General features: G+C 64.9%; 26 protein-coding genes and 1 tRNA gene. 13 read left to right on the plus strand and 14 right to left on the minus strand.

The window, feature by feature from the left end:
- Positions 1–43 precede the first annotated feature (43 nt).
- On the minus strand, positions 44–1,024 hold the full coding sequence (gene rfaD, locus OQZ28_RS00105; protein ID WP_458135013.1) for an ADP-glyceromanno-heptose 6-epimerase: 981 nt from the start codon (positions 1,022–1,024) through the stop codon (positions 44–46).
- Between the two features lie 162 nt (positions 1,025–1,186).
- Here rfaD and OQZ28_RS00110 point away from each other — a divergent pair, with 162 nt between their 5' ends.
- The 5 genes from OQZ28_RS00110 to OQZ28_RS00130 all read left to right on the plus strand — a co-directional run bounded on the left by OQZ28_RS00110 (position 1,187) and on the right by OQZ28_RS00130 (position 3,953).
- The gene (locus OQZ28_RS00110) at positions 1,187–1,477 is read left to right on the plus strand and encodes an accessory factor UbiK family protein (protein ID WP_061275473.1); all 291 of its coding nucleotides are present in this window, start codon (positions 1,187–1,189) and stop codon (positions 1,475–1,477) included.
- A gap of 149 nt (positions 1,478–1,626) precedes the next feature.
- On the plus strand, positions 1,627–2,130 hold the full coding sequence (locus tag OQZ28_RS00115; protein WP_061275471.1) for a type III secretion system chaperone family protein: 504 nt from the start codon (positions 1,627–1,629) through the stop codon (positions 2,128–2,130).
- A complete protein-coding gene (gene proC, locus OQZ28_RS00120; protein WP_458134787.1) occupies positions 2,130–2,966 on the plus strand; it encodes a pyrroline-5-carboxylate reductase in 837 nt (278 codons plus the stop codon). Before OQZ28_RS00115 ends, proC begins: the two co-directional genes overlap by 1 nt.
- A gap of 57 nt (positions 2,967–3,023) precedes the next feature.
- Entirely contained in the window at positions 3,024–3,656 is a 633-nt protein-coding gene (locus OQZ28_RS00125) for a TetR family transcriptional regulator (protein WP_130732288.1), read from the plus strand.
- 222 nt (positions 3,657–3,878) lie between these two features.
- A tRNA-Gln gene (locus OQZ28_RS00130) sits at positions 3,879–3,953 on the plus strand.
- A gap of 98 nt (positions 3,954–4,051) precedes the next feature.
- Here OQZ28_RS00130 and OQZ28_RS00135 read toward each other — a convergent pair.
- Both OQZ28_RS00135 and OQZ28_RS00140 read right to left on the minus strand, forming a co-directional pair.
- Entirely contained in the window at positions 4,052–5,086 is a 1,035-nt protein-coding gene (locus tag OQZ28_RS00135; RefSeq protein ID WP_458134788.1) for an alpha-E domain-containing protein, read from the minus strand.
- A complete protein-coding gene (locus OQZ28_RS00140) occupies positions 5,068–6,534 on the minus strand; it encodes a circularly permuted type 2 ATP-grasp protein (protein WP_458134789.1) in 1,467 nt (488 codons plus the stop codon). Before OQZ28_RS00140 ends, OQZ28_RS00135 begins: the two co-directional genes overlap by 19 nt.
- A 279-nt stretch (positions 6,535–6,813) precedes the next feature.
- On the opposite strand from OQZ28_RS00140, the gene OQZ28_RS00145 reads away from it, so the two are divergent.
- Together OQZ28_RS00145 and OQZ28_RS00150 are read left to right on the plus strand one after the other, a co-directional pair.
- A complete protein-coding gene (locus OQZ28_RS00145; RefSeq protein ID WP_458134790.1) occupies positions 6,814–7,725 on the plus strand; it encodes a transglutaminase family protein in 912 nt (303 codons plus the stop codon).
- Positions 7,722–8,783, plus strand: coding sequence for a zinc-binding metallopeptidase family protein (locus OQZ28_RS00150; RefSeq protein WP_458134791.1), 1,062 nt, complete (start codon positions 7,722–7,724; stop codon positions 8,781–8,783). Before OQZ28_RS00145 ends, OQZ28_RS00150 begins: the two co-directional genes overlap by 4 nt.
- An 84-nt stretch (positions 8,784–8,867) precedes the next feature.
- Here OQZ28_RS00150 and OQZ28_RS00155 read toward each other — a convergent pair whose 3' ends face one another.
- Positions 8,868–9,806, minus strand: a complete 939-nt coding sequence (locus tag OQZ28_RS00155) for a LysR family transcriptional regulator (RefSeq protein ID WP_130732296.1) — start codon at positions 9,804–9,806, stop codon at positions 8,868–8,870.
- 106 nt (positions 9,807–9,912) lie between these two features.
- Here OQZ28_RS00155 and OQZ28_RS00160 point away from each other — a divergent pair, with 106 nt between their 5' ends.
- Genes OQZ28_RS00160 through OQZ28_RS00170 form a run of 3 tightly spaced genes read left to right on the plus strand, consistent with a single transcriptional unit; the run spans position 9,913 to position 12,649 of the window.
- Entirely contained in the window at positions 9,913–10,656 is a 744-nt protein-coding gene (locus OQZ28_RS00160; protein WP_458134792.1) for a (Fe-S)-binding protein, read from the plus strand.
- On the plus strand, positions 10,653–12,065 hold the full coding sequence (locus OQZ28_RS00165; RefSeq protein ID WP_458134793.1) for a lactate utilization protein B: 1,413 nt from the start codon (positions 10,653–10,655) through the stop codon (positions 12,063–12,065). Before OQZ28_RS00160 ends, OQZ28_RS00165 begins: the two co-directional genes overlap by 4 nt.
- Entirely contained in the window at positions 12,062–12,649 is a 588-nt protein-coding gene (locus tag OQZ28_RS00170) for a LutC/YkgG family protein (protein WP_130732300.1), read from the plus strand. The genes OQZ28_RS00165 and OQZ28_RS00170 overlap by 4 nt, the downstream gene beginning before the upstream one ends.
- A gap of 48 nt (positions 12,650–12,697) precedes the next feature.
- Here OQZ28_RS00170 and OQZ28_RS00175 read toward each other — a convergent pair whose 3' ends face one another.
- The 3 genes from OQZ28_RS00175 to OQZ28_RS00185 form a co-directional block, all read right to left on the minus strand.
- Positions 12,698–12,967, minus strand: a complete 270-nt coding sequence (locus OQZ28_RS00175) for an HU family DNA-binding protein (protein ID WP_010514654.1) — start codon at positions 12,965–12,967, stop codon at positions 12,698–12,700.
- Between the two features lie 469 nt (positions 12,968–13,436).
- Positions 13,437–14,786, minus strand: a complete 1,350-nt coding sequence (locus OQZ28_RS00180; protein ID WP_458134794.1) for a calcium-binding protein — start codon at positions 14,784–14,786, stop codon at positions 13,437–13,439.
- Positions 14,787–14,936: 150 nt separating this feature from the next.
- Complete coding sequence (locus tag OQZ28_RS00185) at positions 14,937–16,997, minus strand: NAD(+) synthase (RefSeq protein WP_458134795.1); 2,061 nt, start codon at positions 16,995–16,997, stop codon at positions 14,937–14,939.
- Positions 16,998–17,157: 160 nt separating this feature from the next.
- Between OQZ28_RS00185 and OQZ28_RS00190 the strand changes: the two genes are divergently transcribed.
- Positions 17,158–17,334, plus strand: coding sequence for a DUF1328 domain-containing protein (locus OQZ28_RS00190; protein ID WP_078526178.1), 177 nt, complete (start codon positions 17,158–17,160; stop codon positions 17,332–17,334).
- Here the strand turns inward: OQZ28_RS00190 and OQZ28_RS00195 are convergent.
- The 7 genes from OQZ28_RS00195 to OQZ28_RS00225 all read right to left on the minus strand — a co-directional run bounded on the left by OQZ28_RS00195 (position 17,288) and on the right by OQZ28_RS00225 (position 21,813).
- Positions 17,288–17,797: a disulfide bond formation protein B gene (locus OQZ28_RS00195; protein ID WP_130732308.1), complete on the minus strand. Its 510-nt coding sequence runs from the start codon at positions 17,795–17,797 to the stop codon at positions 17,288–17,290. The two genes, OQZ28_RS00190 and OQZ28_RS00195, sit on opposite strands and share 47 nt — an antisense overlap.
- A 6-nt stretch (positions 17,798–17,803) precedes the next feature.
- Complete coding sequence (locus tag OQZ28_RS00200; protein WP_458134796.1) at positions 17,804–19,156, minus strand: alpha,alpha-trehalose-phosphate synthase (UDP-forming); 1,353 nt, start codon at positions 19,154–19,156, stop codon at positions 17,804–17,806.
- Complete coding sequence (gene otsB / locus OQZ28_RS00205) at positions 19,144–19,899, minus strand: trehalose-phosphatase (RefSeq protein WP_458134797.1); 756 nt, start codon at positions 19,897–19,899, stop codon at positions 19,144–19,146. The genes OQZ28_RS00200 and otsB overlap by 13 nt, the downstream gene beginning before the upstream one ends.
- 96 nt (positions 19,900–19,995) lie before the next feature.
- A complete protein-coding gene (locus OQZ28_RS00210) occupies positions 19,996–20,637 on the minus strand; it encodes a DUF2155 domain-containing protein (protein WP_458134798.1) in 642 nt (213 codons plus the stop codon).
- Positions 20,634–20,852, minus strand: coding sequence for a hypothetical protein (locus OQZ28_RS00215; protein ID WP_130732316.1), 219 nt, complete (start codon positions 20,850–20,852; stop codon positions 20,634–20,636). Before OQZ28_RS00215 ends, OQZ28_RS00210 begins: the two co-directional genes overlap by 4 nt.
- Complete coding sequence (gene mlaD, locus OQZ28_RS00220; RefSeq protein WP_458134799.1) at positions 20,849–21,385, minus strand: outer membrane lipid asymmetry maintenance protein MlaD; 537 nt, start codon at positions 21,383–21,385, stop codon at positions 20,849–20,851. The genes OQZ28_RS00215 and mlaD overlap by 4 nt, the downstream gene beginning before the upstream one ends.
- A 59-nt stretch (positions 21,386–21,444) precedes the next feature.
- A complete protein-coding gene (locus OQZ28_RS00225) occupies positions 21,445–21,813 on the minus strand; it encodes an NADH-ubiquinone oxidoreductase subunit NDUFA12 family protein (protein ID WP_458134800.1) in 369 nt (122 codons plus the stop codon).
- A 301-nt stretch (positions 21,814–22,114) separates the two neighbouring features.
- On the opposite strand from OQZ28_RS00225, the gene OQZ28_RS00230 reads away from it, so the two are divergent.
- Both OQZ28_RS00230 and OQZ28_RS00235 read left to right on the plus strand, forming a co-directional pair.
- Positions 22,115–23,677 (plus strand): TSCPD domain-containing protein, encoded by a 1,563-nt coding sequence (locus tag OQZ28_RS00230; RefSeq protein WP_207303486.1) that lies wholly within the window; start codon positions 22,115–22,117, stop codon positions 23,675–23,677.
- A 43-nt stretch (positions 23,678–23,720) separates the two neighbouring features.
- Positions 23,721–24,188, plus strand: coding sequence for a RidA family protein (locus tag OQZ28_RS00235; protein WP_458134801.1), 468 nt, complete (start codon positions 23,721–23,723; stop codon positions 24,186–24,188).

Genomic DNA, 24,188 nt, shown 5'->3' on the forward strand with positions numbered 1-24,188 from the left:
GACTTTCAGTAATCAGGAAAGGAGCAGGGGCAGCACCCGATGCCTAGAGATAGGGATCGGGGGTGGCAAGATAGTCGTGCACGTAGCGCCGCACGCCATCCTCCAGCGTGGTGAAGGGATGGCTGTAGCCCGCAGCCCGCAGCCTGCGCATGTCGGCACAGGTAAAGGACTGGTACTGCCCGCGCAGGGATTGCGGCATGTCGATGAACTCGATTTTGGGCGCCACACCCGCCGCATCGCACACCGCATGCGCAAGGTCGGCATAGGTGCGCGCAATGCCGGTGCCGCAGTTGAACAGCCCGCACACATTCGTATGGTCCAGCAGCCACAGCATGACATTGACCACATCCCCTACCCAGATGAAGTCACGCGCCTGCGCGCCATCGGCCAGGCCCGGCACGTCGGAGCGGAACAGCGTGAGCGGCCCGCCTGCCCGCGCTTCGTCATACTTGACCTTCACCACCGAGATCATGCGCCCCTTGTGGTATTCGTTGGGGCCATAGACATTGAAAAACTTCAGCCCCGCCCATGACAGGCCCGACAGCTCGCCGCGGCCCAGACGGCGGTGCAAAATCTGGTCGAACGCCTGCTTGGACCAGCCATACAGGTTGAGCGGGCTGAGCCGGTCCAGCCTCGCCGGGTCATCGCTGAACTGCTCGACCTTGTCGGCCGCCCCGTAGGTCGCGGCCGATGAGGCATAGATGAAGCGCACGCCCTCATGCGCGCACCACTGCGCCAGGCGGCATGACAGATCAACGTTGGTGCGCCACACGAGATCGCCATCGGTTGCCGTGGTCTCGCTGATCGCACCGAGATGCACCACCGCCGACACATCGGGCCGGGTGGCCAGCCACCCCTCAAGCGCCTCGGGGGCCACGACCTGCACGGGGGCATGGTGGCGCAGGTTGCGCCATTTGCCAGCACTCCCCAGCCAGTCCACCACGACCGTGTCGACCCCGCGCGCGTGCAGGGCCTGCTGCATGCACGAGCCGATAAAGCCCGCGCCCCCCGTAATCACGATCACTGCTCCGCACCCCGCTGCTGCCTGCACATTGATTGCGGCACACGATGGCCGCCACAATCGTGCGGATAGCCCTGAGGCGGCAATGTGTCTATAGTAGCGCCTTTCCCCTTCGCGCGGCAGCCGGGTCACGGTGGCGGCGCGGAACGTCATGGAGTATCCACTATGTCCGACAGGCCCCGCATTTTTGATGACCTTGCCGGTGTGGCCGGCGGCGCGTTCTCCGCCCTTGCTGGCGTGCGCGAGGAAATCGGCGCCATGGTCCGTGCCCGCGTGGATGAAACACTCGGCAGCCTGAACCTCGTGCGCCGCGATGAATTTGAAGTGGTGCGCGAAGTCGCGACCCGCGCGCGCCTGGCACAGGGCGAGATGGAAAACCGCATCGCCCGCCTTGAAGAGCGCGTCTCCGACCTGGAAGCCAGCCTGACCACCCCCACCCCGCATGCCGGTAGCTGAACGAGGCTTGCAGCCAGTGCCTGCGGGCCATAGTGTAACAGGACGGTCCGCGCCCTGATTCCCCGCAACAGGACACGGACCGGGTTGCAGAGACACGGAATCCGGCGTCACGGCCGGATCTCCTCCACGACGGCTTCGGGGAGTGCCACATGCCTGCTCTGACTCAGATCACCACCTCTCGTAATACAAACCCGCTCGACCAGATGGAACAGATCGTGGGCGGCTACGACTGGAACTTCGAGCGCCGCAGCGATTCGGAAATGGCAGCCGAGGCACCGGGCAAATGGTGTGATTACGGCCTGTTCTTCTGCTGGTCGGAAGAGGTGAACGCCATGCACTTTACCTGCACGTTCGACCTCAAGGTGCCGCCCGAGCAGCGCCGCAACCTGTTCGAACTCGTGGCGCTGGCCAATGAGCGGCTGTGGATCGGCCATTTCGGCATGGATCTTGACCACGGCACGCCCGTATTCCGCCACGCGGTGCTGCTGCGCGGCTCACGCGGGGCCTCGATGGAAAGCCTTGAGGACATGATCGACATCGCCCTGACGGAATGCGAGCGATTCTACCCCGCCTTCCAGTTCGTGCTGTGGGGCGGCAAGAAACCGGCCGAAGCCCTCGAGGCGGCCATGCTTGACTGCGCGGGGATGGCGTAATGGGCGAACTCCTTCCGCCGCTGCTCCTCATTGGCTGCGGCAAGATGGGGGGGGCCATGTTCGATGGCTGGCTGAAGGAGGGGCTTGCCCCTTCCTTCATCGTCGATCGCCATCGCGACTCGGTGCCGCCGCCGCATCAGCTCGTGCGCAGCCTCGACGCGGTTCCCGCCAGTTTCCGCCCCGGCATGATCGTGCTGGCCACCAAGCCCCAGAAGGTGGATGCGGTGCTGCCCGCCCTCGCCCCCTTCGCCGCCCACGCCCCCGTTCTGTCCGTGCTGGCAGGCCGCACGGTGGGGAGCCTGGGTTCGGCCCTGAGCGCCTGCCTGCCCGCAGGCAGCCCGCCGCCTGCGGTGATCCGCGCCATGCCCAACACGCCCAGCGCCATCGGGCAGGGCATGACGGTGTGTTACGCCCCGCCACCCGCAACCCCGGCCGACCGCAGGCTTTGCGCGCGCCTGATGAGCGCTGTGGGCGAAGTGGCCTGGATCGACCATGAAGACCAGATGGACATGGTCACCGCCATTTCAGGCAGTGGGCCGGCCTATGTGTTCCTGCTTGCCGAACTGCTCGAGCAGGTGGGCATCGACCACGGCCTGCCCGCCCCCCTTGCCCGCCAGATCGCACGCCAGACAGTGGCAGGCTCCGGCGCGCTCATGCAGGCCAGCGGGCTTGATGCTGCCACCCTGCGCCAGAACGTGACCAGCCCCGGCGGCACGACACAGCAGGCCCTTGCGGTGCTGATGGCGCCCGATGCCTGGCCCGCCACGCTCGATACAGCCCTTGCCGCCGCCGCACGGCGCGCGCGCGAACTGTCAGGCCCGCAGCCCGTTTCATGATACAGCGGCAGCTTGCGGCCACCATTTCCATCCCCAACCCGGAAGATCAGACCCTCCATGGATAACGACCTGTTTGACGCCACCCTTCTCCGCTCCGCGCTGGAGCGTGCCGGTTCGCACGGATGGCGGCGCACCACGGTCGTTGATGCCGCGCGTGATGCCGGGCTGAGCCTCGAGACCGCACGCAAGCGCTTTGCATGCAAGACCGGGCTGCTGTTCATGCTCGGGCGCCTGGCCGATGAATCAGCCCTGGTGGAAGACGGGACGGAAGGCAGCGTGCGCGACAAACTGTTCGACATGCTCATGCGCAGGCTCGATGTGTTCCAGCAATACCGTGAGGGCGTGCGCAGCGTGCTGCGCGCCCTGCCCACCGATCCTGTTCTGGCCGTGCTGCTCGGTGGCGCCACGCTGGAAAGCATGCAGTGGATCGCCACCGCCGCAGGCGTCGACACCACCGGCCTTGCCGGGGCGCTGCGCCTGCAGGCGCTGGTGGGCGTATGGACCCTGACCCTGCGCACATGGGACCGCGATGACAGCACCGACATGGGCCAGACCATGGCGGCACTGGAGGAGGCGCTCAAACGCGCGGGCCGCTTCGTCTCCTTCGGGCCCGAGCCCAGCGAACCCACGGCACCCGCAGGCCACGACACCGACCCGCTGGTGGACCTGCCGCTTGAACCTTCAGCCTGACGTGTCAGGGCGCTGTTAAAAACAACATACTGGTAAAACAGAATAAAAGTTTTTGGGTGCCGTCTTTTTTCAAAAAGGCGACGTGCTTTTGAAGCTTTTTGAAAAAAGCTTCACCAAAAACTTCTTTCCGATGGGCGCGATGTTTTGCAGGCAGACTTTTCAAACCGCGCCTGAGATATTAGAACAGCATCACGCCACGCGAATCGCGGAGCGTTTGCCTGTTGGGGCGTAGCCAAGTGGTAAGGCAGCGGATTTTGATTCCGCCATGCGGAGGTTCGAACCCTCCCGCCCCAGCCAGTTCCTTCCTGAAAAACAGCATGTGACATGCCCGGCCCGTATTGTGCTAGCGCTAGAAATTAAACCGCCTTTTTTCAAGAAGGCGGCGTGCCTGGAAGCTATTGCCCATTACCCGCCACCTGCAAGGCCACGGGCGGCCAGAAGGCACCCGCGATCTCGTTCTGGATCAGCCGCAGTTCGCGCTGGATCCAGTCCATGTATTCATGCAGCCCGCGCAGGATGATGTCTTCCACCGTCTGTTCGGCCAGTGTCACGCGCAGCTCCTCCACCCGCTCCAGAATCGGCCCGCAATGGCGCAGCCGGTATTCCCCCGCCAGGGAACCGAGCACGCTGTAAACACAGCGCAGGCTGGTGGAGAGCGAACGGGGAAACCCGTCATTCTTGAGCAGGAAGCCCACGATATAGGCAGGCGTCATGCCCTCGGGCAGCACGCGGCGGAAGGCGTGGTAGGCAGCAGCCGAGCGCAGCACCGAAGTCCACTGGCTCAGGTCGATGTCCGACCCCACCCCTTCGCCACAGGGCAGCAGGGTGTGGTATTTGATGTCGATCAGCCGCGTGATCTGGTCCGCGCGCTCCAGGTTCTTGCCCAGCAGGTAGAACAGCCATGCCTGATCGCGGTACAGCGTGCCCTCGGTTATGCCGAAATGGGTCTGGCATTCCTGCTTGAGCCGCGTGCATAGCGTGGACAGGTAGCTTGCCCCCACATCATCGGGCCCAAGGTCCATGGCCCAGCGGGTAAAGACATTGAGGTGCATCCACATCTCGGTCGAGATCAGCGGGCGCAGCACGCGGGCGTTTTCACGCACGCACCGCGCCATGGACACGATCGAATCCGGATTATCGGGATCGGTGATGTAAAAGCCGACCACGGTGCGCTCGGTCGCCACCTTGTGGCGCAGGAAGAACGTATCCTCATCGGCATTGATGCGGATGACGCTATCCCACCCCGCATCCATGTTGCTGGCATGCACCGATGTGCCCGTGACCTCGATCAGCCGGGCCATGTTCTCGATGCGCTCCATGTAGCGCGCCAGCCACATCGTGCTTTCCGCATAGCGCGAGAGCAGGTTGCGCAGGCCCGGCAGCACCGGGGTGGGGAAAACCGAAACCTGTGTCATGACGCCAGCACCCATGTATCCTTGGCCCCGCCGCCCTGCGAAGAATTGACCACAAGCGACCCCTTGCGCAGCGCCACCCGCGACAGGCCGCCCGGCAGCACCCATGTCTCGCGTCCGGTTACGGCAAACGGCCGCAGGTCCACATGCCGCGCCTCGACGCCTGCGGGGCACAGCGTGGGCGAGACCGACAGGCTGATGACGGGCTGGCTGATGTAATTGGCCGGGTCCGCGCGCAGCCTGCCGCGAAAATCCTCCAGCTCGGCCTGGGTTGCGTGCGGGCCGATCAGCAGGCCGTAGCCGCCCGATTCGCCCACCGGCTTGACCACAAGGTGCTCAAGGTTGGCCAGCGTATAGGCCAGCCCCTCGGGCTCGGCGCAGATATGCGTCTCCACATTGGTCAGGATCGGCTCTTCATCAAGGTAGTAGCGGATGATGCGCGGCATGTAGGCATAGACCGCCTTGTCATCGGCCACACCGGTGCCGATGGCGTTGGCCAGCGTGACATTGCCGCGCCGGTAGGCATCGACCAGTCCCGGCACGCCCAGCAGACTGTCGGGGTTGAACACCTCGGGATCGAGGAAGTCGTCATTGAGCCTGCGATAGATGGAATGCACCGGCCGCAGCCCGGCTACGGTGCGCATGTACACCCGCCCGCCCTCCACGGTCAGGTCGCGCCCTTCCACCAGCGGAATGCCCATCTCGCGCGCGAGGAACACGTGCTCGAAATAGGCGGCGTTGTAGATGCCCGGCGAGAGCAGGACCACCTGCGGGTCATCCACGCCAGCAGGCGCCACCTCGGCCAGCGCGCGGTGCAGGCGGGGGCCGTATTCATCGACCGGGCGCAGGTCCAGCCCGGAGGCGAGGTCGGGCATGAGGCGCAGCATCATCTGCCGGTCCTCGAGCACATAGGACACGCCTGAGGGCGTGCGCGCGTTATCCTCAAGCACCAGAAAGCGGCCATCGCGGTCGCGCACGAGGTCGGTGCCGTTGATGTGCACGTACACCCCGCCGGGCACGTCCAGCCCCACCATGGCCTGGCAGTAATTGGCGTTGCCCAGCACCAGCTGGGCCGGGATCACGCCATCACGCAATATGCGCCGCTCGTGATAGATGTCATGCAGGAACAGGTTGATGGCCCTGACGCGCTGCTGCACGCCGCGCTCGACATGATCCCACTCGGGCGCTGTCAGCACGCGGGGAATGACATCGAACGGCAGCACGCGGTCGATCGCCTCGCGGTCGGAATAGACGGTAAACGTGATGCCGAGGCGGTAGAACTGCGCCTCGACGGCTGCGGCACGCCGACGCAGCTCGGCCAGGTCAAAGCGGGCCAGCCGGTCGCGCACCTGCTGCAGCCCGGCGGGCGGGATGTCCTTGCGGTTGAGCAGTTCACAGAAAAAATCCGGGACATCATACGTCGCGAACAGCCCGGCGGCCTGTGCCGCCATCTTCATGTCACTCATGCCCTGCCTCCGCTTGCGGGGAGGAGGATCAGGCGTGAAGGAATCATGTCCACCCACCTGCTGTTTCATTTCGATCCAGTACTAGCGGAGCAAGAAAATCATCTCTTGCCAAGAACGAATCTGCAATCCCTTCCCTTTCCGGTCAAAATGCCGAAAAAATACGATATTGCTGCCACCGCCAATCCTGATACCGTGGGGCGGCATACCAACCATGTCCAAACCGTACCATCGCCGGGATCACGACGGCAGGCAGAACAGTTTACCGAGGCTCAGGATTACATGAACGCGCGTGCCATGCTGGTCCACCACACACGCTACCGCTACGACCGGCCTGTTCATCTCGGCCCGCAGACCATCCGCCTGCATCCCCTGCCCGGCTGCGCCTCCATGCTCGCGCACGAACTCAGCATCAGCCCCGCGCCCAGCACGCAGGCATGGTGCCATGACCCGTTTGGCAACCGCGTTGCCCGCATCACGTTCAATGAGCGTGTCACTCATTTCGATATTACCGCAACCCTCACCACCGACCAGACGCCCATCATTCCCCGCACCCTTGTCGTGGCGCCTGCCGCGCGGATCTGGACGGCGCAGAGCGTGGATGATGGCCCGTCGCTTGTCGCCTACCGGCACCCCGCCACGACCGATGCCCCGACCGCGCCCACGCCGCATCTCGACGCGCTGGCGGCAAAATGGCGCGCGCGCCTGCCCTGCCCCACGGCCGAGCTGCTCATGGACCTGACGCGCGCCATCGCGGCCGACATCACCTACCGCATCCGCCCCGAGGCTGGCGTGTGGTCGCCCGAGGAAACCCTGGGCCAGGGCGTCGGCTCATGCCGCGATACTGCCTGGCTGCTCATTGCCATCCTGCGCCGGCTGGGCTTTGCCGCGCGTTTCGTGTCCGGCTACCTGTTCCAGCCCGAGCGAGACGCACCCGGGCAACTGGGCTGCGAACTCCATGCCTGGACGCAGGTGCATGTGCCCGGCGCAGGATGGGTGGGGCTGGATACGACATCGGGCCTGCGGGCAGCGCAGGGGCATGTGGCGCTGGCCGCGGCCCCCCGCCCGCAGCAGGCCGCCCCCGTGAGCGGGCTGCTTGACCAGTGCGAGGCGACGTTCGAGGCGACGATGCGCACCACCGTGCTGCCCCCGCACGCCGCATGCACAAAGCTGCGGTCGAGCCTGTCTTCATGAAGCTGTTTTTCTGCCAGTCGTGCCAGCAGATCCTGTTTTTCGAGAATACGGCCTGCGAACGCTGTGGCCACACGCTGGGCTACCTGCCCGAGCAGACCGAACTCAGTGCGCTCGATGCCCTTGGCGGCGATTTGTGGAAACCCCTCGCCGCCCCCGATCAGGCGCGCGCGCTGTGCGCCAACAACGCCCATAGCGCGTGCAACTGGCTGGCCCAGCCGGGGCAGGCCTACTGCATTGCCTGCAGCTTCAACCGCACCATTCCCAACCTGTCGGTGCCCGGCAATATCGAACGGTGGCAGAAGCTGGAGGTGGCCAAGCACCGGCTGTTCTACACCCTGCTGCGCCTGGGCCTGCCGCTGCGCAACCGCAGGCAGGACCCGGAGGGTGGGCTGGCGTTCGACTTTCTGGACAGCCTGCCCGATGGTACGCCCGCCATGACCGGGCACATGAATGGCATCATCACCATCGCCATCCATGAGGCCGATGATGCCCAGCGCGAACGCCTGCGGCTGGAAATGGGGGAATATTACCGCACCCTGCTCGGCCATTTCCGCCACGAGATCGGTCATTATTACTGGAACGTGCTCATCCGCGACGCAGGCCCCGCCCGCCAGGCCGCCTGCCGCGCCGTGTTTGGCGATGACCGGCGCGACTATGGCGCAAGCCTCGAGGCCTATTACGCCACGGGCGCCACCACCGCATGGCGGGGGCGGTATGTCAGCCAGTATGCCACCTCCCACCCGTGGGAGGACTTTGCCGAGACATGGGCGCATTACCTGCACATCATCTCGACACTCGAGACCGCCTGGGCCTATGGCATGTCGCTCGACGCGCGGGGCGCGCAGGCCCCGCCGCTGCGCGCCAGCGTCACGCGCGACCCCTATACCGAAATGACCTTTGACGAGATCACGCAGGGCTGGCTGCCACTGACCTATGCCGTCAACAGCCTCAACCGCTCCATGGGCCTGCCGGATTTCTACCCCTTCGTGCTCACGCCCGACATCCTGCGCAAGCTTTCCTTCATCCACGACCTGATCCGCGAGAGCCGCGTGGGGTAATCGGCTGGGTTCCGGATGTTGTCTTTTTTCAAAAAGGCGACGTCTTCCGAAGCGTTTTGAAAAAAGCTTCACCAGAAACTTTTGTCATTCCCCATCAGCCTCACCCAGCGCGATGGTCTGCGTTCCGGCATGCATGTCGCGGCAGCATGCCCGCAGGGTCGAGATGAAATTGGACAGCAGCGGCACATGCTGGCCCGCGCGCATGGCAATGGCCAGCTCCGCCCGCGGCGCCTTGGCGCCAAGCGAATGATAGGTCACGCCGCCGGAATGGATCTGGTGCAGCGAGCGCGGCACGACCGAAACCCCCAGCCCCGCCGCAACCAGCGGCACGGTCGAGGCGATCTGCGGGGCCTGCTGGCCCATGCGCGGCGTAAAGCCCGCATTGTGGCAGGCGGACAGGATGGCATCATGAAACCCCGGCCCCAGCTCGCGCGGGAAGATGATGAAGGGTTCATCAGCCAGCATCTCGAGTTCCAGATGCGGGTGGACGGCCAGAGGGTGCCCCTTGGGCAGGGCCACGACAGTTTCCTCCTCCAGCAGCGGCGAGACCAGCAGCCCCGCCCCATCAGGCACCGGCGGGCGCACGATGGCGATGTCGATCGCGCGGTCATGCAGCGCCTTGCGCAGGGCGGGGGTGTTGCTTTCCTCAAGGTAGATGGTCACATCGGGCCACACTTCACGGAAGCGGCGCACGGTCAGCGGAATCATGGGCAGCAGCGAGACCGCACCCGCCAGCCCCACGCGGATATGCCCCTTCTCGCCCCGCGCCAGCCCCGTGGCGGTCGCGATGAACTGCTGCTGCATGCCTAAAAGCGCGCGGGCCTGGTCAAGCAGCACAAGGCCGATATCGGTCAGCTTGACGCCGCGCGTCAGGCGCTGGAACAGAAGCACGCCCAGTTCATTTTCGAGCTGCTTGATCTGCTGGCTCAGAGGTGGCTGTTCCATGCCTATCTGCTCTGCAGCCCGCGTGAAGCTTCCGTTCTCGGCAACCGCCACGAAATATCGTAAATGCCTTAAATCCATATCCCATATAAATTATATATGGGAATCTTCTTCAATATATATTTGACGAAATAACATGCCATGCGCCACGTTTCGCGCCAACCGTGCTGAGGATGAGTATCCCCTGATGAAAATTGGCCTGTTCATTCCGTGTTATATCGACGCATTCTATCCCGATGCCGGGATCGCCACGCTGGAGCTGCTGGAAAAACTGGGGCAGGATGTCGAATACCCGCTGGACCAGACCTGCTGTGGCCAGCCCATGGGCAACTCCGGCTGCAACTCGGATGCCGCAGCGGCGGAAGCCCTGTTCGTGCGCAACTTCGCCAAATACGACAAGATCGTCATGCCTTCAGGCAGCTGCACGCACCATGTGCGTGACAACTTCGATGCGATTCCCCAGACGGATGAAGTCCGCCACGTGCGTGAAAACACCTATGAACTGGTGGAATTCCTGCATGATATCCTCAAGGTCGATGCCTTCCCCTGGGCCGAGTTCAACCACACCGTAGGCCTGCACAACAGCTGCGGCACGCTGCGCGCGCTGCGCACGGCCAGCATGTCGGAACTGGGGGAAAAGCCCTTCTCCAAGCCGATGGACCTGCTGAGCAAGGTCAAGGGCATCCGCTTCGCCACCCCAAAGCGGCCCGATGAATGCTGCGGATTCGGCGGCACCTTCTCGGTCACGGAAGAAGCCGTGTCGGCCAGGATGGGCGTGGACAAGGTGCGCGACCACCATCAGGCGGGTGCTGAATACATCGTCTCGGCTGATTCCTCATGCATCATGCACCAGCAGGGCTGCGCTGAACGCGCGGGCGTGCCGATCCGCTTCATTCACATCGCGCAGATCCTCAACGGAGCATCCCAATGAGCGACAAGCCCGTCAATCACGCCAGGGCGGCGGAGCACTTCATCGAGGATGCGCCCCACCTGCAGTTCCATGATGAACGCCTGTGGGACATGCGCCAGAAGCGTGATGCCCAGATGCATATCCTGCCCGAGTGGCAGGAACTGCGCGAGGAAGCCTCGCGCATCAAGGAACACACGCTCTCGCGCCTGCCCGAATACCTTGAGCAGTTCGAGACCAATGCCAAGAAGAACGGCATTCACGTGCACTGGGCGCGCGACGGGGCGGAGCACAACCGCATCGTGGGCGAGATCCTCAAGGCCCATAATGCGCGCAACCTGATCAAGAGCAAGTCCATGGTCACCGAAGAGTGTGACATGCGGCCCTATCTTGCCAAACAGGGCGTGACGGTAACCGAGACCGACCTTGGCGAGCGCATCCAGCAGCTTGATGACCAGCTGCCCAGCCACATCGTGGTGCCGGCGGTGCACAAGCTGACGGCCGACGTGGCCAAGATCTTCGCCAAGGATTACCACACCGACCCCGACATCCGCGACCCGCACCTGCTGGCCGAGGCCCAGCGCCAGGCCGCCCGCCCCGTGATCCTGCATGCCGATGCGGGCATGACCGGCGGCAACTTCGTGGTGGCTGAGACCGGCACCTTCGTGGTCTGCACCAACGAAGGCAATGCCGACCTGAGCGCGACAGTGCCCAACCTGCACATCGCGACAATCGGCATCGAGCGCCTGGTGCCACGCATGGCGGATATGGGCGTGTTCATCCGCCTGCTCTCGCGCAGCGCGCTCGGCTCGCCCATTACGCAGTACACCACCCATTTCCGTGGCCCGCAGAAGGGTGGCGAGATGCATGTGGTGCTCGTCGATAACGGGCGTTCCGCACGCCTGGGCATGGAAGATTTCTGGACCTCGCTCAAATGCATCCGCTGCGGCGCGTGCATGAACACCTGCCCGGTCTATCGCCGCTCGGGCGGGCTGTCCTATGGGGCGGTGTATTCCGGCCCGATCGGCGCGATCATCGACCCGACCTTCAACGAGCGCAAATACAGCACCCTGCCCTATGCCTCCACGCTCAACGGCAGCTGCACCAATGTCTGCCCGGTCAAGATCAACATCCACGAACAGCTTTACAAATGGCGCCGCGTGCTGGTGCAGCACCACGAGATGCCGTTCGTCAAGCGCGAGATCATGCACATGGCGGGCAAGCTGATGGGTCAGCCCAAGATGTACCGCGCCGCCATCAAGGCCACCGAGGTCTCGCTCAGCACCATGCCGCGCTTCGTGCTCTATAACTGGCTTAACCCGTGGGGCAAGCACCGCGAAAACCCGCACCCGGTCAAGCAGACCTTCAATGACTGGTATCGCAAGAACCGCGAGACCGCCAAGCCCGCCGCCGCACCGGAGACCAAGAAATGAGCACCGCACGCGACGAGATCCTGCAGGCCCTGCGCAACAACCGCCCCACGCCGGAAAACCATCCGCTACCGCCGGTAGCCACCCTTGGCGACCTTGATGCCAGCCGCGAGCGCTTCATCACCAGCCTCAGGATCCTGGGTGGTGACGTGCTTGAGCCGGTGGAGGGTGAAACGCTCGATCAGGCCATCATGCGCCGCCACCCCGATGCCAAGGTGATCTGCTCCAACGTGCCCGAGGCAAAAGGCACGCTACCGGTCGAGAAAGTAAAGACCCCGCAGGATGCCGCCACCATCGACGTAACCGTGGTGCGCGCGCCCTTCGGCATTGCGGAAATGGGCTCGATCTTCCTGAGCGAGGCGCAACTGCCCATCAACTCGTTTGCCCATCTGGGCCAGCACATCGTGGTGCTTCTGGCAGCCGATCAACTGACCGCCAACATGCACACCGCCTATCAGGAGCGGCCCGAGTTCAAGACCGCCAATTACGGCGTGCTGATGAGCGGCCCCTCCGCCACGGCGGATATTCAGGGCGTGCTGATCCGTGGCGCGCAGGGCGTGCGTTCGCTTTCGGTCTGGTTTACCTGAACGCCAGAACGGCTCCTTCCCTGCGGGAAGGGGCCGGGCCTTACAAGGTCAGACCGCCTTTTTCAGGTTCGGGCTGGCCTTGAAGCGCACGGTCTTGCCTGCCTTGACCTTGACCGGCTCGCCCGTGCGCGGGTTGAGCGCCTTGCGGGCCTTGGTCTTCTTGACCGTAAACGTGCCAAAAGACGGCAGGGTAAAACCACCCTCGCGCTTCAGTTCCTTGACAATGGCCGCAATCAGGTCAGATGCGGCCTGATTGGCCGCGACGCCAGTGCAATCAATCGAATCCTGAATGACGGCTGCAATGAAGGCCTTACTCATCGGAACTGCCTACTCCTTCCGGGCTGGAAATGAATTTCGTAAATATCCTGCACCCGTCTTGAAAACAGGCGAGTTTGCCCCACCGGGCCGGACGGTCGCGGCTTGTAACCTGCTGACTGAGGTTAGACCAGCAATTTTTTGTTATCACATGAAAATTATCGCTGATATACGCAGCAACAACCGGCCGAATTCACAAAATGGCAGTTCTGGCCACCGCTCTATTCCACTGTGAAAACTTCATATCGATAAAGCATCATCAGGAATTTATTCAAAATCAAACCATTGATAAAAAAGATAAAAATTTTCAAGAATTTTCTTTTTTTGAAAAAAGCCGTGTTGTTCGAAGCTTTATGAAAAAAGCTTCCTCCGGAAACTTCTTTTAATTTGCACGATCTCTCATTGGCATGCTGTTGCGACCACCGTCAGGGGCCGCAACAGCCTGGTTGGGGGGCGATTCCGCCCCCCGGTGTCAGCTTTTGAAATTCTGCGCCTTGAGGTCGGTGACCCCCACGAAGGTGATCTGGGTCTGGTCATCGAGGCTTACGGTTGTATTGCCCCCGCTGATGGTGGCCTGGTCGAGCATGGACTGGATGGAAGCCGGAGTCGCGTCATAGCCGGACAGGAGAATGGCGTTACCGGCTGACTTGCCAAAATCCTGAATGATGTCGGTGCCGCTATCCTTGCCCTTGATGAACTCGAATTCGGTCGCACCACTACCGCCCACCAGCGTATCGTTGCCCATGCCACCGACCAGCGTATTGTTGCCCGTGCCACCAACAAGCATATCGTTGCCACTGCCTGCCACGGCATAGACCGCGCCCGCCGTTCCGCCATCGAGCGTTTCATTGCCGCTACCGGCATAATACGTGGTCGTGCCGCTGGTGGCAGCGCTCAGCTCCACCCCGGCCGCACCGAAAATGGTGGCGTTACCGCCTGTTACGGTATCGGCCACAGGCATAGCCGTGCCTGGGCTGATGAAGGTCAGCGTGGCCGACCCGCTGGCGTTGATCGTGCTGTCATCCAGGCCACTCACCACCAGCGCGGTGCCGGCGTTGATGGTGTCATACGCGCCGCCATTGATGGTGACGGCCGCGTTGCCTGATCCGCTGTTGAAGAAACCTTCGCTATCCGCGGTATTGACCGTATCGAACTCGGTATCCTGCACCACGACGCCATTGTACACATCGAGCGTGCTCTCCGTGCCGCCAAACTGCTGGGGCGTATTGGCCGCGGCACCGGGGGCATTCCAGTCACCGGTCACGGTGGGGGTACTGTCATAGGCATAGATGGTATCCGTGCCACCCATGGTGTGAATGACATCCTGCCCCTGCCCGCTGAGAAAGAACGTGTCACCCGCAGCGGCATAATAATCTACGCTGCCTGACCCGCCGACATAGACCACCGTGCCTTCGTCGCCATCCATCACATTGGTCGCGCCAGACCCGCCGCGGATGTTGACTGTCTGGTCAAGCGCGCTGCCCGTCTCGCTGCCAATCTCCACCGTGCCGGCAGTGGCATCATAGGTGCCCGCTCCGGCCAGCGTTTCGATACTGCCGCCTGAAGCATTCTTGAGCGCCCCGTCCACAGCCACCACATTCAGGGCCTGGGCCGCCTGCACGGCCCCCCAGGCGGAAGCGCTTTTTTCCCCATCCAGCGAATTCACTTCGCTGGGGGAGATACCTTCTTCCTGCGCATAGGGAACAAGGGCTCCAAGGGCCTTCTCGGCGGCCGTATCCTGCAGGCTCTGTATTACTGCCGTCGTGTCCTGGTTAAGCCCCAGCGTGAGCCCGGTGGCACCGGCTACGGTCACGTATCCCATTCATTCCGTTCCTTGTCTCACGGCGGCAGGAACCGGCCTCGCCGCAGATGATCCGCTGCCCCGCCGCCCGGGCGGGGCGGAGAAAGCATTCTTTCAGGACCGTATCTGTCAGGAATGGGTTAAGAAATTCGGAATCAGGATTGATCTGGATCAATCCTGTGGCACGCGCCGCTCCAGTTCTTCCAGCCACAGGCGGGCATTGCCATCCGATGGCGCGCGCCAGTCACCGCGTGGCGACAGCGCGCCACCGGCCACCACCTTCGGCCCGTTGGGCATGGCCGAGCGCTTGAACTGGCTGAACCCGAAGAAACGGTTGAGGAACACCCCCAGCCAGTGGTGTATTTCCGCCAGGGTGTAAGCCCGCCTGCCCTCGGCGGGGAAACCGGGCGGCCAGTCCCCGCCCGCGGCATTGCCCCAGGCATGCCGCGCCATAAACGCGATCTTGGAGGGGCGGAAACCATGGCGCAGCACATGGAACAGGGTGAAGTCCTGCAACGCGTAGGGCCCGATCAGCGATTCCGTGCTCTGCACCGCCTGTGTCGCGGTGGCGGGCACCAGTTCGGGCGAGATCTCGGTGCGCAGGATGGCCTCGAGCACCGTGCAGGTACGCGCCTGCTCGCGCCCGCTGGCCATGACCCAGCGGATCAGGTGCTGGATCAGGGTCTTGGGCAGGCCTGCATTGACATTGTAATGCGCCATCTGGTCGCCCACGCCATAGGTGCACCACCCCAGCGCCAGTTCCGACAGGTCGCCCGTGCCAATCACGATCCCGCCCGACTGGTTGGCCAGCCGGAACAGGAAGTCAGTCCGCAGGCCGGCCTGCACGTTCTCGAATGTCACGTCATATACCGCCTCGCCCGCGGCGAAGGGATGACCCATCTGCTCGAGCATGAGGCGGGCTGCGGGGCGGATATCGATCTCGCGCGCCTGCACGCCAAGGGCGGCCATGAGTTCATGCGCGTTGTCGCGCGTGGCGCCCGTGGTGCCAAAACCGGGCATGGTGTAGCCCAGCACCGCCTGCCGCCCCAGCCCGCATTCCTCTGCCGCGCGGGCGGCGACGAGCAGCGCATGGGTGGAATCCAGCCCCCCCGATACGCCAATGACCAGCGTTTTGGCGCGTGAGGCGAGCAGGCGGCGCTTGAGGGCGGTGACCTGAATGGTAAACGCCTCGTAGCAGTCCTGATCGAGCAGTGCCGGGTCACTGGGCACGAAGGGGAAGCGCGGAATGTTGCGCAGCAAGCCCAGATCGGCTGTGGGCGGGGTGATGGACAGGTTGACATGCCGCCACGCGCCTGCCGCGGCCTGGGCGCGGTTATCGGCAAAGGTGCCCATGCGCAGGCGTTCCTGTCGCAGCAGGTCAAGATCCACATCGGCCATGAGCGTGACCTGACCCGAGGGGAAACGCGCGCTTTGCGCTAGTGTCTCGCCATTTTCGAAAATCGAGGTCTGGCCGTCCCATGCCACATCGGTAGTGGATTCGCCCTCGCCCGCCGCGGCATAGACATAGGCGCACAGGCAGCGCGCCGAATGCGACTGGCACAGCAGCGTGCGCGTGCGCGCCTTGCCCACCGTGATGTTGCTGGCGGAAAGATTGGCAATGACCGTGGCCCCGGCCAGGGCTGCATCGACACCCGGGGGGTGCGGCACCCACATGTCCTCGCAGATCTCGGCGGCCACGACCAGCCCCTGCACCGCAGGCGCGTGGAACAGAAGGTCGGTGCCAAACGGCACGGCCTCGCCGCCAAGGGTGACCGTGCCGCCGCGCAGGCCCGCGCCGGGCGTGAACTGCCGCGCCTCGTAAAACTCGCGGTAATTGGGCAGGTAGGATTTGGGCACCACGCCCACCACGCGCCCGTCATGCAGGGCGATGGCGCAGTTATACAGCGCATCCCCCACGGCCAGCGGCGCGCCGACAAGCACCAGCGGCAGCAGGCCCGCCGTCTGCCCGGCCAGCCAGCCAATCGCCTCGCGCACGCCATCAAGCAGCACATCCTGCTGGCGCAGGTCATCAATGGCGTAGCCCGACAGGCCAAGCTCGGGAAACACCGTCAGCACGGCCCCCGCCTCGTGGCAGGCCATCATGGCATGCTGCGTACGGCGGGCGTTTTCCATCGGGTCGGCCAGCTCCACGGGCAGCGTGCAGGCGGCCACCCGGGCAAAGCCATGATGGTACAGGCTGTAAAAACCTGCCGTGTCCGTGCTGTCTTTCATGGGCTGCCTCCCGCCTGATCTGCGCGCAACCCCGCTCGGGTCGCGACCGTGCCGGGGCCAAAATAACGTATTGCGATGAACCCGTCGCCCTCTGGCGCATTGTTAAGGGGCGGATGTCATGCCCGCGTCTGTCACAACATCGATCGGAAGGAACCGGATCATGGACCTGTTACGCTGGACCATCACATTCCTTGTTCTCGCCCTGATCGCCGCGGTTTTTGGCTTCGGCGGCATTTCGGACACGTTTGCCTATTTCGGCAAGGTGCTCTTCTTCATCTTCATCGTGCTGTTCATCCTTGGATTGTTTTTCGGCCGCGGCCGCGGAACTTCGCCCTGATCCGCAGCCCCCGGCGCACGACAGGGATCAGCGCCAGCGCGTAGATCCCGCCCATCGCCGCCATGGAAAGCGGCACGCCGGGCACAAGATAGGTTGCCGCATCGCACGGCTTGGCCGGGCGGCGCGGCATGGACGCCAGACGCTGCGCGAAACTGCCGCCATGAAACGTGGGCGCGCGGCATTCGGGCAGCGGACTGGGCCACCAGCCCTGCTCCACCCCTACATGCAGGCCGCCAAGGAAAGCCGCCACGAGCAGCACCGGCATGCACAGCCACAACGCGCCGCGCGCCGCATCACGCGGCAGCACCAGCCCCAGCAGCCCCAATCCCGCCAGCACCCGATAGGGCCAGCGCTCCCACAGGCACAGCCCGCAAGGCACATGGCCCAGCGTGTATTCACTCCACCAGGCCACGCCAAGGGCGGCGCACCCGGCCAGCACCATCAATAAAGCAGTTGAACGCATGGGTAGTTACGGCCGCCCCGCAACCGGTGCGGCCTCAAGCGCCTGCAGGAAATCAGCCGCCCAGCTTATGGCCGTGGTGCTGCTGACTTCCTGCTCCAGCGCCTGCCAGCGCGTGCGCCGCTCCGCCAGCCCCATGGTCAGGGCGGCATGCAGGGCATCGGCAATCTCATCGGGGTCATAGGGATTGACCAGGATGCCCTCATCCATTTCCGGCGCGGCACCGGCAAAATGCGACAGGATCAGCACGCCCGGATTGGCCGGGTCCTGGGCGGCCACGTATTCCTTGGCCACAAGGTTCATGCCATCGCGCAGCGGCGTGATCAGGGCGGCTTCGGCCCGGCGGTAGAACCCGGCCAGCACCTCACGCGGGAGCGGACGAGTGATGTAGCGGATCGGTGTCCAGTCGAATTCGGAATAGGCGCCGTTGATCCGCCCGGTCAGTTCATCAAGCTGGCGGCGCAGCTGGCGGTATTCCTCCACGCTGCCGCGCGAGATGGGGGCGACCTGCAGAAAGGTCACCTTGCCCCGATGCTCGGGGTAGCGCGCCAGAAGCGCCTCATAGCCACGAAACCGCTCAGGCAGGCCCTTGGAATAATCCAGCCGGTCCACGCCCAGCACAAGCTTGGCGCCGCGCAGGCTGCCTTCGAGCCGCTCCACCTCCGGGCCTTCCATGCTCTTTTCAGCCTGTGCGCGGAACTCGTCGGGGTCGATGCCGATGGGAAAGGCCTGCCCGCGCGCCGCAAGGCCATTGGCCTGGAGGGAATGGTTGAGGTTCTCTGCATCCTCGGGCGTCTGCACGCCAATCAGGTCGTAGCTCTGCATGTCCTCGAGCAGAAGGTCTGCGCCGGGCAGCGAGCGCACGAGGCTCCATGGCGGGAACGGAATATGCAGGAAGAAGCCGATGCGGCATTTCACCCCGAGGTCACGCAACGCCTGCCCGAGCGGGAACAGGTGGTAGTCATGCACCCAGATCGTGTCATCAGGCTTGAGCAGGGGCAGCAGCGTGCGCGCGAACATGGCGTTGACCGCAAGATATGTTTTCCAGTCCGTGCGGGAATAGTTCATCAGCCCGACGCGGTAATGGAACAGCGGCCACAGGATGCCATTGGAGAAATTCTGGTAGAACCCCTCATATTGCAGCGGGGTCAGGTCTATGGTGGCGTAGGTGACGTTATCGACCCTGTCGAGCCGGGGCACCGGGTCGCCGCCATGGAGCTGCACCTGCTTGCCCGACCAGCCAAACCACAGCGATTCCCCCTCGCGCAGGGCATCTTTCAGCCCCACCGCCAGCCCACCGGCGGGCTGGCTGCGCTCACGCGGGGAAGGCACGCGGTTGGATACGATAATCAGCCGCCCCATGCGCCATCACCCCCCTGTGCCAACTGGGCCAGCCATGCGCGGAAAGCCGCCGGGTCAGGGAAATCATTGGGAATGCGCAGGCCCACGCCACCAAGTCTGACCGCTTCGCGCATGCCATCCTCATCGGTCACGTCATCGCCCACGAAAATGGGCAGCCGGCCCGCAAACGGCGCGCTTTTCATCACCGCATCGACCGCATGGCCCTTGTCGATGCCGGCGGGGCGGATTTCCCACGCCATCTTGGCGGCCTGCACATGGAACGCGCCGTGGGTGGCGTCCACCCATTCATCCGCGATCCGGCCCAGCGCCGGACCCGCATCGGGCGCGCCGCGGTAATGCAGCACCAGCCCCGCCTTCTTGTGTTCGATCCGCACGCCGGGATGGGTCGCGGCCAGCCTCTCGGCCTCATCCATCCATGCTTTCGGCACTGGCGGCAGCGCCGCGCGCTCCACAGCCTGGCCCGGCGCATGGCGGATGGCGATGCCATGCTCGCCCGCCACGGCATAGGGCACATCTGGCAGGAAATGGTCGATCTGGTCGATGGGGCGGCCCGAGATGACCGCGAGCGCGTTGCCGCATTTATCACGCAGGCGGCGCAATGTGTCGCGCAGGCCGGGGGCCACGACCACGGATTCGGGCGTGGGGGCGATATCCACCAGCGTGCCGTCAAAGTCCAGGAGGAAGGCCGCACGCGCGGGAGACGGCAGCCGATCGAGCGAAGGGAGGGAGGGTGTCTTGCTCATGGTGGGTCTAGCCTCTGGCAAAGCTGGATAATACGCAAGCCCACAAGCGCGCTATACAGGGCTGCAGCATTTATACGACACAAATTAAATTATTTTCTAATGCAGCATCAGGGGGGCGGCGCCCTCATCGGCGGGCTCGGGCGGCATGGCGGGCAGCGGCGGGGAGACCGGCTGCGGCGTGGCCGGGGGGGCTGCCGGAGCGACTGGCGCCGCACCTGCCCCACCTGCTTCAGGCGCCGCGGGCTGGCCATCGGGCGTGGCCATGGCGGGGGCTACGGGCGCGGCCTCCGTCGAGGCTGCCACAGCGGCGAGTGGCGGCGGGGTGGGGGCGACACTGTCACCCGCGCAACCGACCAGCTGCACATCATAAAGCGGGTTCTGGAACACGCCGGTCGCGGGCTCGGCCACCGCCATCCAGCCCTGGAAGGCGGCCATGCCCTCATGCGCGTCATGCACGTCCAGCCAGGCAGCGCTATCGGCTGGCAGGGTGGCGGGGCGCTGCAGGCATGACGTGGCGCGCAGGGTCAGGCTCTTATAGGGCATGTCCTGACCCACGGGCACGTTGAGCAGTTCGGTATGGGCATCAAGCTTGTCGAGCACGCGCACCACCGCCACCGTGCGGCCCTGCCACGTATCGGGTGGGTACATGGCAGGCGGCGCCAGCCATTCGGTGGCATGGGCAAGGCCCGGCAGGCCAGCAAGCAGCAGGGCGGGCAGGGAGCGGAGCACGCGCCTCATGCGTGGGGGCTCCGCAGGGTGTTGACCACGTCGATCAGGATCTGGCGCATGGCCGCCTCATCCACGCCCATCAGCACGGCATCCTCGAACGCATCCTGCAGGACACCCCGCACTTCCTGATGGTTTTCGCGCAGGACCAGCAGTTTGTCACGGCAGGAGACCGGCGTGCCATCGCGCTGTGGCCACATGGCGGGCAGGGCGTCTTGACCGCTCATGGCGCGTCTCCGCCCGGCGCGGGGGCAGCAGGCTGGTTCGCCTTGTCCTGCCGGGCCTTGGTCAGGGTATCGGTTACCGAGAAGATGAACTTGCTGAGCAGCTGCTCAAGGCTGATCGCGCCCTGGGTCTCGCCAATCGTGCCGCCGGGGGCGAGCATCTTGTCATCGCCACCGGGCGAGAGGGCAATGTATTTGCCACCCAGCAGGCTGTCGCTGGTAATGATGGCCGCCGTATCATCAGGCAGCCTGATGTCGGGCCGCACGGTAAAGGTGACCTGTGCGGCATACGTCTTGGGGTTGACGCGCTCATCGACCACCTGCCCCACCGTAATGCCCGCAAGCCTGACATCCGAGCCGATGGACAGGCCATCGATATGGGCGAACCCGGCATTGAGCCGGTAGCCGGTTTCATGCGGGCGGCCCTTGTCGAGCACGGCATAGGCCAGCAGCCCCGCAAGCCCGGCCAGCACGGCAAAACCGGCAAGAAGTTCCGCTGGCTGACGGCCCGCGCGCCCTGAAACAGCAGCAACCATGGTGGCAAAGCTTCCCCAATATCCAATGGCGCGCACCCTAGCAGGTTACGCCACGGGTTTCATCCCTCGGGGTACCATGCCTCATAATCACTGGTGGTTGAAGCCCGCTGGCCGCCCCGGCAGTCGCTGCCCGGCGGGTGGTAGGCCCCCGCTGTTCCGGTCTGGTTGGGCTGCCAGGGCTGCTGCCACGGCTGGCGCGCGCTCTCGGGCAGGGGGGCGGCCTCCATGTGGTGCAGCCAGCCCCACCATTCGGGCGGCACGGCGGATGCGTCCTCGCCCCTGTGATAGATGACCCAGCGCTCGTGGCGCTTTTCCCCGCCGCCGGTGCGGTTGGGCGTGCGGGCCTCATAATAACAGCGCCCGTCGGCATCCTTGCCGACCAGTCGCCCCCTGAAGCAGGTGTAGATGCGGGTGCCTAGATTTGCCATACCGCGAGCCTAATCCGCCCGCAGCCGCGCGGTCCACGCGCATATGCGTGCGCGACCGTCACATCTGCGGGATCAGCGGGGGGGCGTCGAGGCAGCCCGCACTCTGTCAAAGGCATTTCAAAGCCCCCCGCCTCACGGCGCGGTGATGGGCGCGCGCATGGTCGCCGCACAGTTATCCCCCATATCCACTGTATTCAGGGGCATGTATAGTTGCGACTCCGCCGCAAGCGGGTTCCGCCAGCGTGCTGCCGCCCGGTAAACATAAAGCATGACAGCACGAAGCCACTGGAACGGCGTGCGTATGCGTACCGTTGAAGCCGCAGCGGACCCAGACGACGCGCCGCGTTCCGTAACCCTGCCCGCCGACTGGGATGACACGGCAGCCGAGGCCGTGGCCCGGCTGGCCCCCGGCCATGGCCCCGCCAACCTGCCCGAACTCGCGGCGCGATGGATCGATGACCTGTGCGCGGGCGAGGTGTCCGGCCCGGTCATTGGCCCGGTCGCGCGCGCGCTGTCGTGCCTGCTGCTCATGCGCCAGGCCGCACCGAGCGAAAGCCTGTGGCATGGCCACCATGACCGCAGGCCCGCCTTCGTGGTCAACCTCGCCGCCTTTGTCGAGGCCGATAACAGCTTCATGGCGCGCGACTTCGTAGCGGCCCTGCGCCTGCTGGCCCGCGTGCTGCGCACCCTTGCGCACCAGAAGCTGCACATGCGCAATGGCGAGCTGCCCCTGCCCGAACCCGCGGGCGGCGCGGTGGCCCACCTGCGTGCCGTCACCCTGCCCCCTGCTGGCGAAAGCCATGAGCGCGCCCCTGTTGCAGGCGCGCTGCTGCTGACCAACCTCGATGCCTGCCTGGCCGGGCTGGGGCTCGATTATGACAGCGAGGCCGGGCGCGACGCGGCATGCAGCATCGTGGCCCTTGCCACCCTCGTGGCCCATGCGGGCGAAGGGGCCGATGCCATGCCCCTGCCCCCCGTGCGCAGCATCCTGCCCGGCGTGAGCCAGATCGCGCGCAGCGTGTGGCAGGAAGCGGCGGTCGAGACCGACCAGCCCGCAGCCCGCGTCGAGACCGGCTTTTCCACCCCCGGCCCCATCGATGCGCTGCTGGGTGTGGAAGCATGCGGGCTGGCCCCCGTCTTTTCCCCGCTGCGGCCTGACGGGCGGCTGGCCATGAGCACGCTGGCCCGGCTGGCCAGCCGGGGCCTGACGCTGGAGGCAGCCTTCGCCGCCACCCTTGCGGGCGAGAGCGTGCTGCCCCTGCCCGCCGCCGCCTCGCACCAGGCCATGCACCGCGCGCTCAGCGGGTTTGTGGACCGCGTGCCCGCCCGCCCCGATGCCACGCGTGACACGCTGGCCACCCGTGCGGGGCTGGAGCGCGGCGTGCGCCGCCACCTGCCCGCACGCCATGGCGGCTTTACGCAGAAAACCCGCATCGGCGGCCACCGCCTGTTCCTGCGCACGGGGGAATATGCCGACGGGTCGCTGGGCGAAATCAGCCTGACGCCCACGCGGGAGAGCCCGATGGTGCGCGGCCTGATGGACACGCTGGGCCAGGCCGTAAGCATCGGCCTGCAATATGGCGCGCCGCTGGAAAGCTATGTCGAGGCCTTTGCCTACACCCAGTTCGGCCCCGCGGGCACGGTGGAGGGCGACCCGGTTGCATCCTACGCCACATCCATGCTCGACTACGCCTTCCGCGCCCTGTCAGATGCCTATCTGGGCCGCAGGCTACCCGATGCCCCGCATGAGGAGACGCTGGCCGAAAGCCCCGCCCCCATGCTGCCGCTCGACCTGCCCGGCTCCGGCAATGACGATGGCGATGACACGCCCCCCCGGCGGCGCGGGCTGCGGCTGGTCGGATAACCCGGCGCCGTACCCCGCCGCCTGAATGCAAGGATTGTTGCCCATGCCCGATACAACCCCCGAACAGCGCCTCAAGCAGCTTGGCATCGTGCTGCCCACCCCCGCCACACCCGTGGCCAATTACGTGGGCACCGTCATCAGCGGGTCATCGCTGGTGGTGTCAGGCCAGTTGCCGCTGGTTGATGGCAAGCTGCTGACCACCGGCAAGCTCGGCGGCACCGTGGCAGTGGAACTGGCGGTGGAAGCCGCGCGCTACAGCATGATCAACGTGATCGCGCAGGTTAAGGCGGCCCTTGGCGACCTTTCGCGCGTGAAGCGCGTGGTGCGGCTGGGCGGGTTCATTGCCTGCACGCCCGACTTTACGCAGCATGCCGCCGTCATGAACGGGGCCTCCGACCTGGCGGTAGCCGTGTTTGGTGATGCGGGCCGCCATGCGCGCTCGACCGTGGGCGTGCCCTCGCTGCCGCTCGACTCCGCTGTCGAGGTCGAGGGCCTGTTCGAAATCGGCTGA

It is taken from the genome of Komagataeibacter sp. NFXK3 (assembly GCF_054182245.1).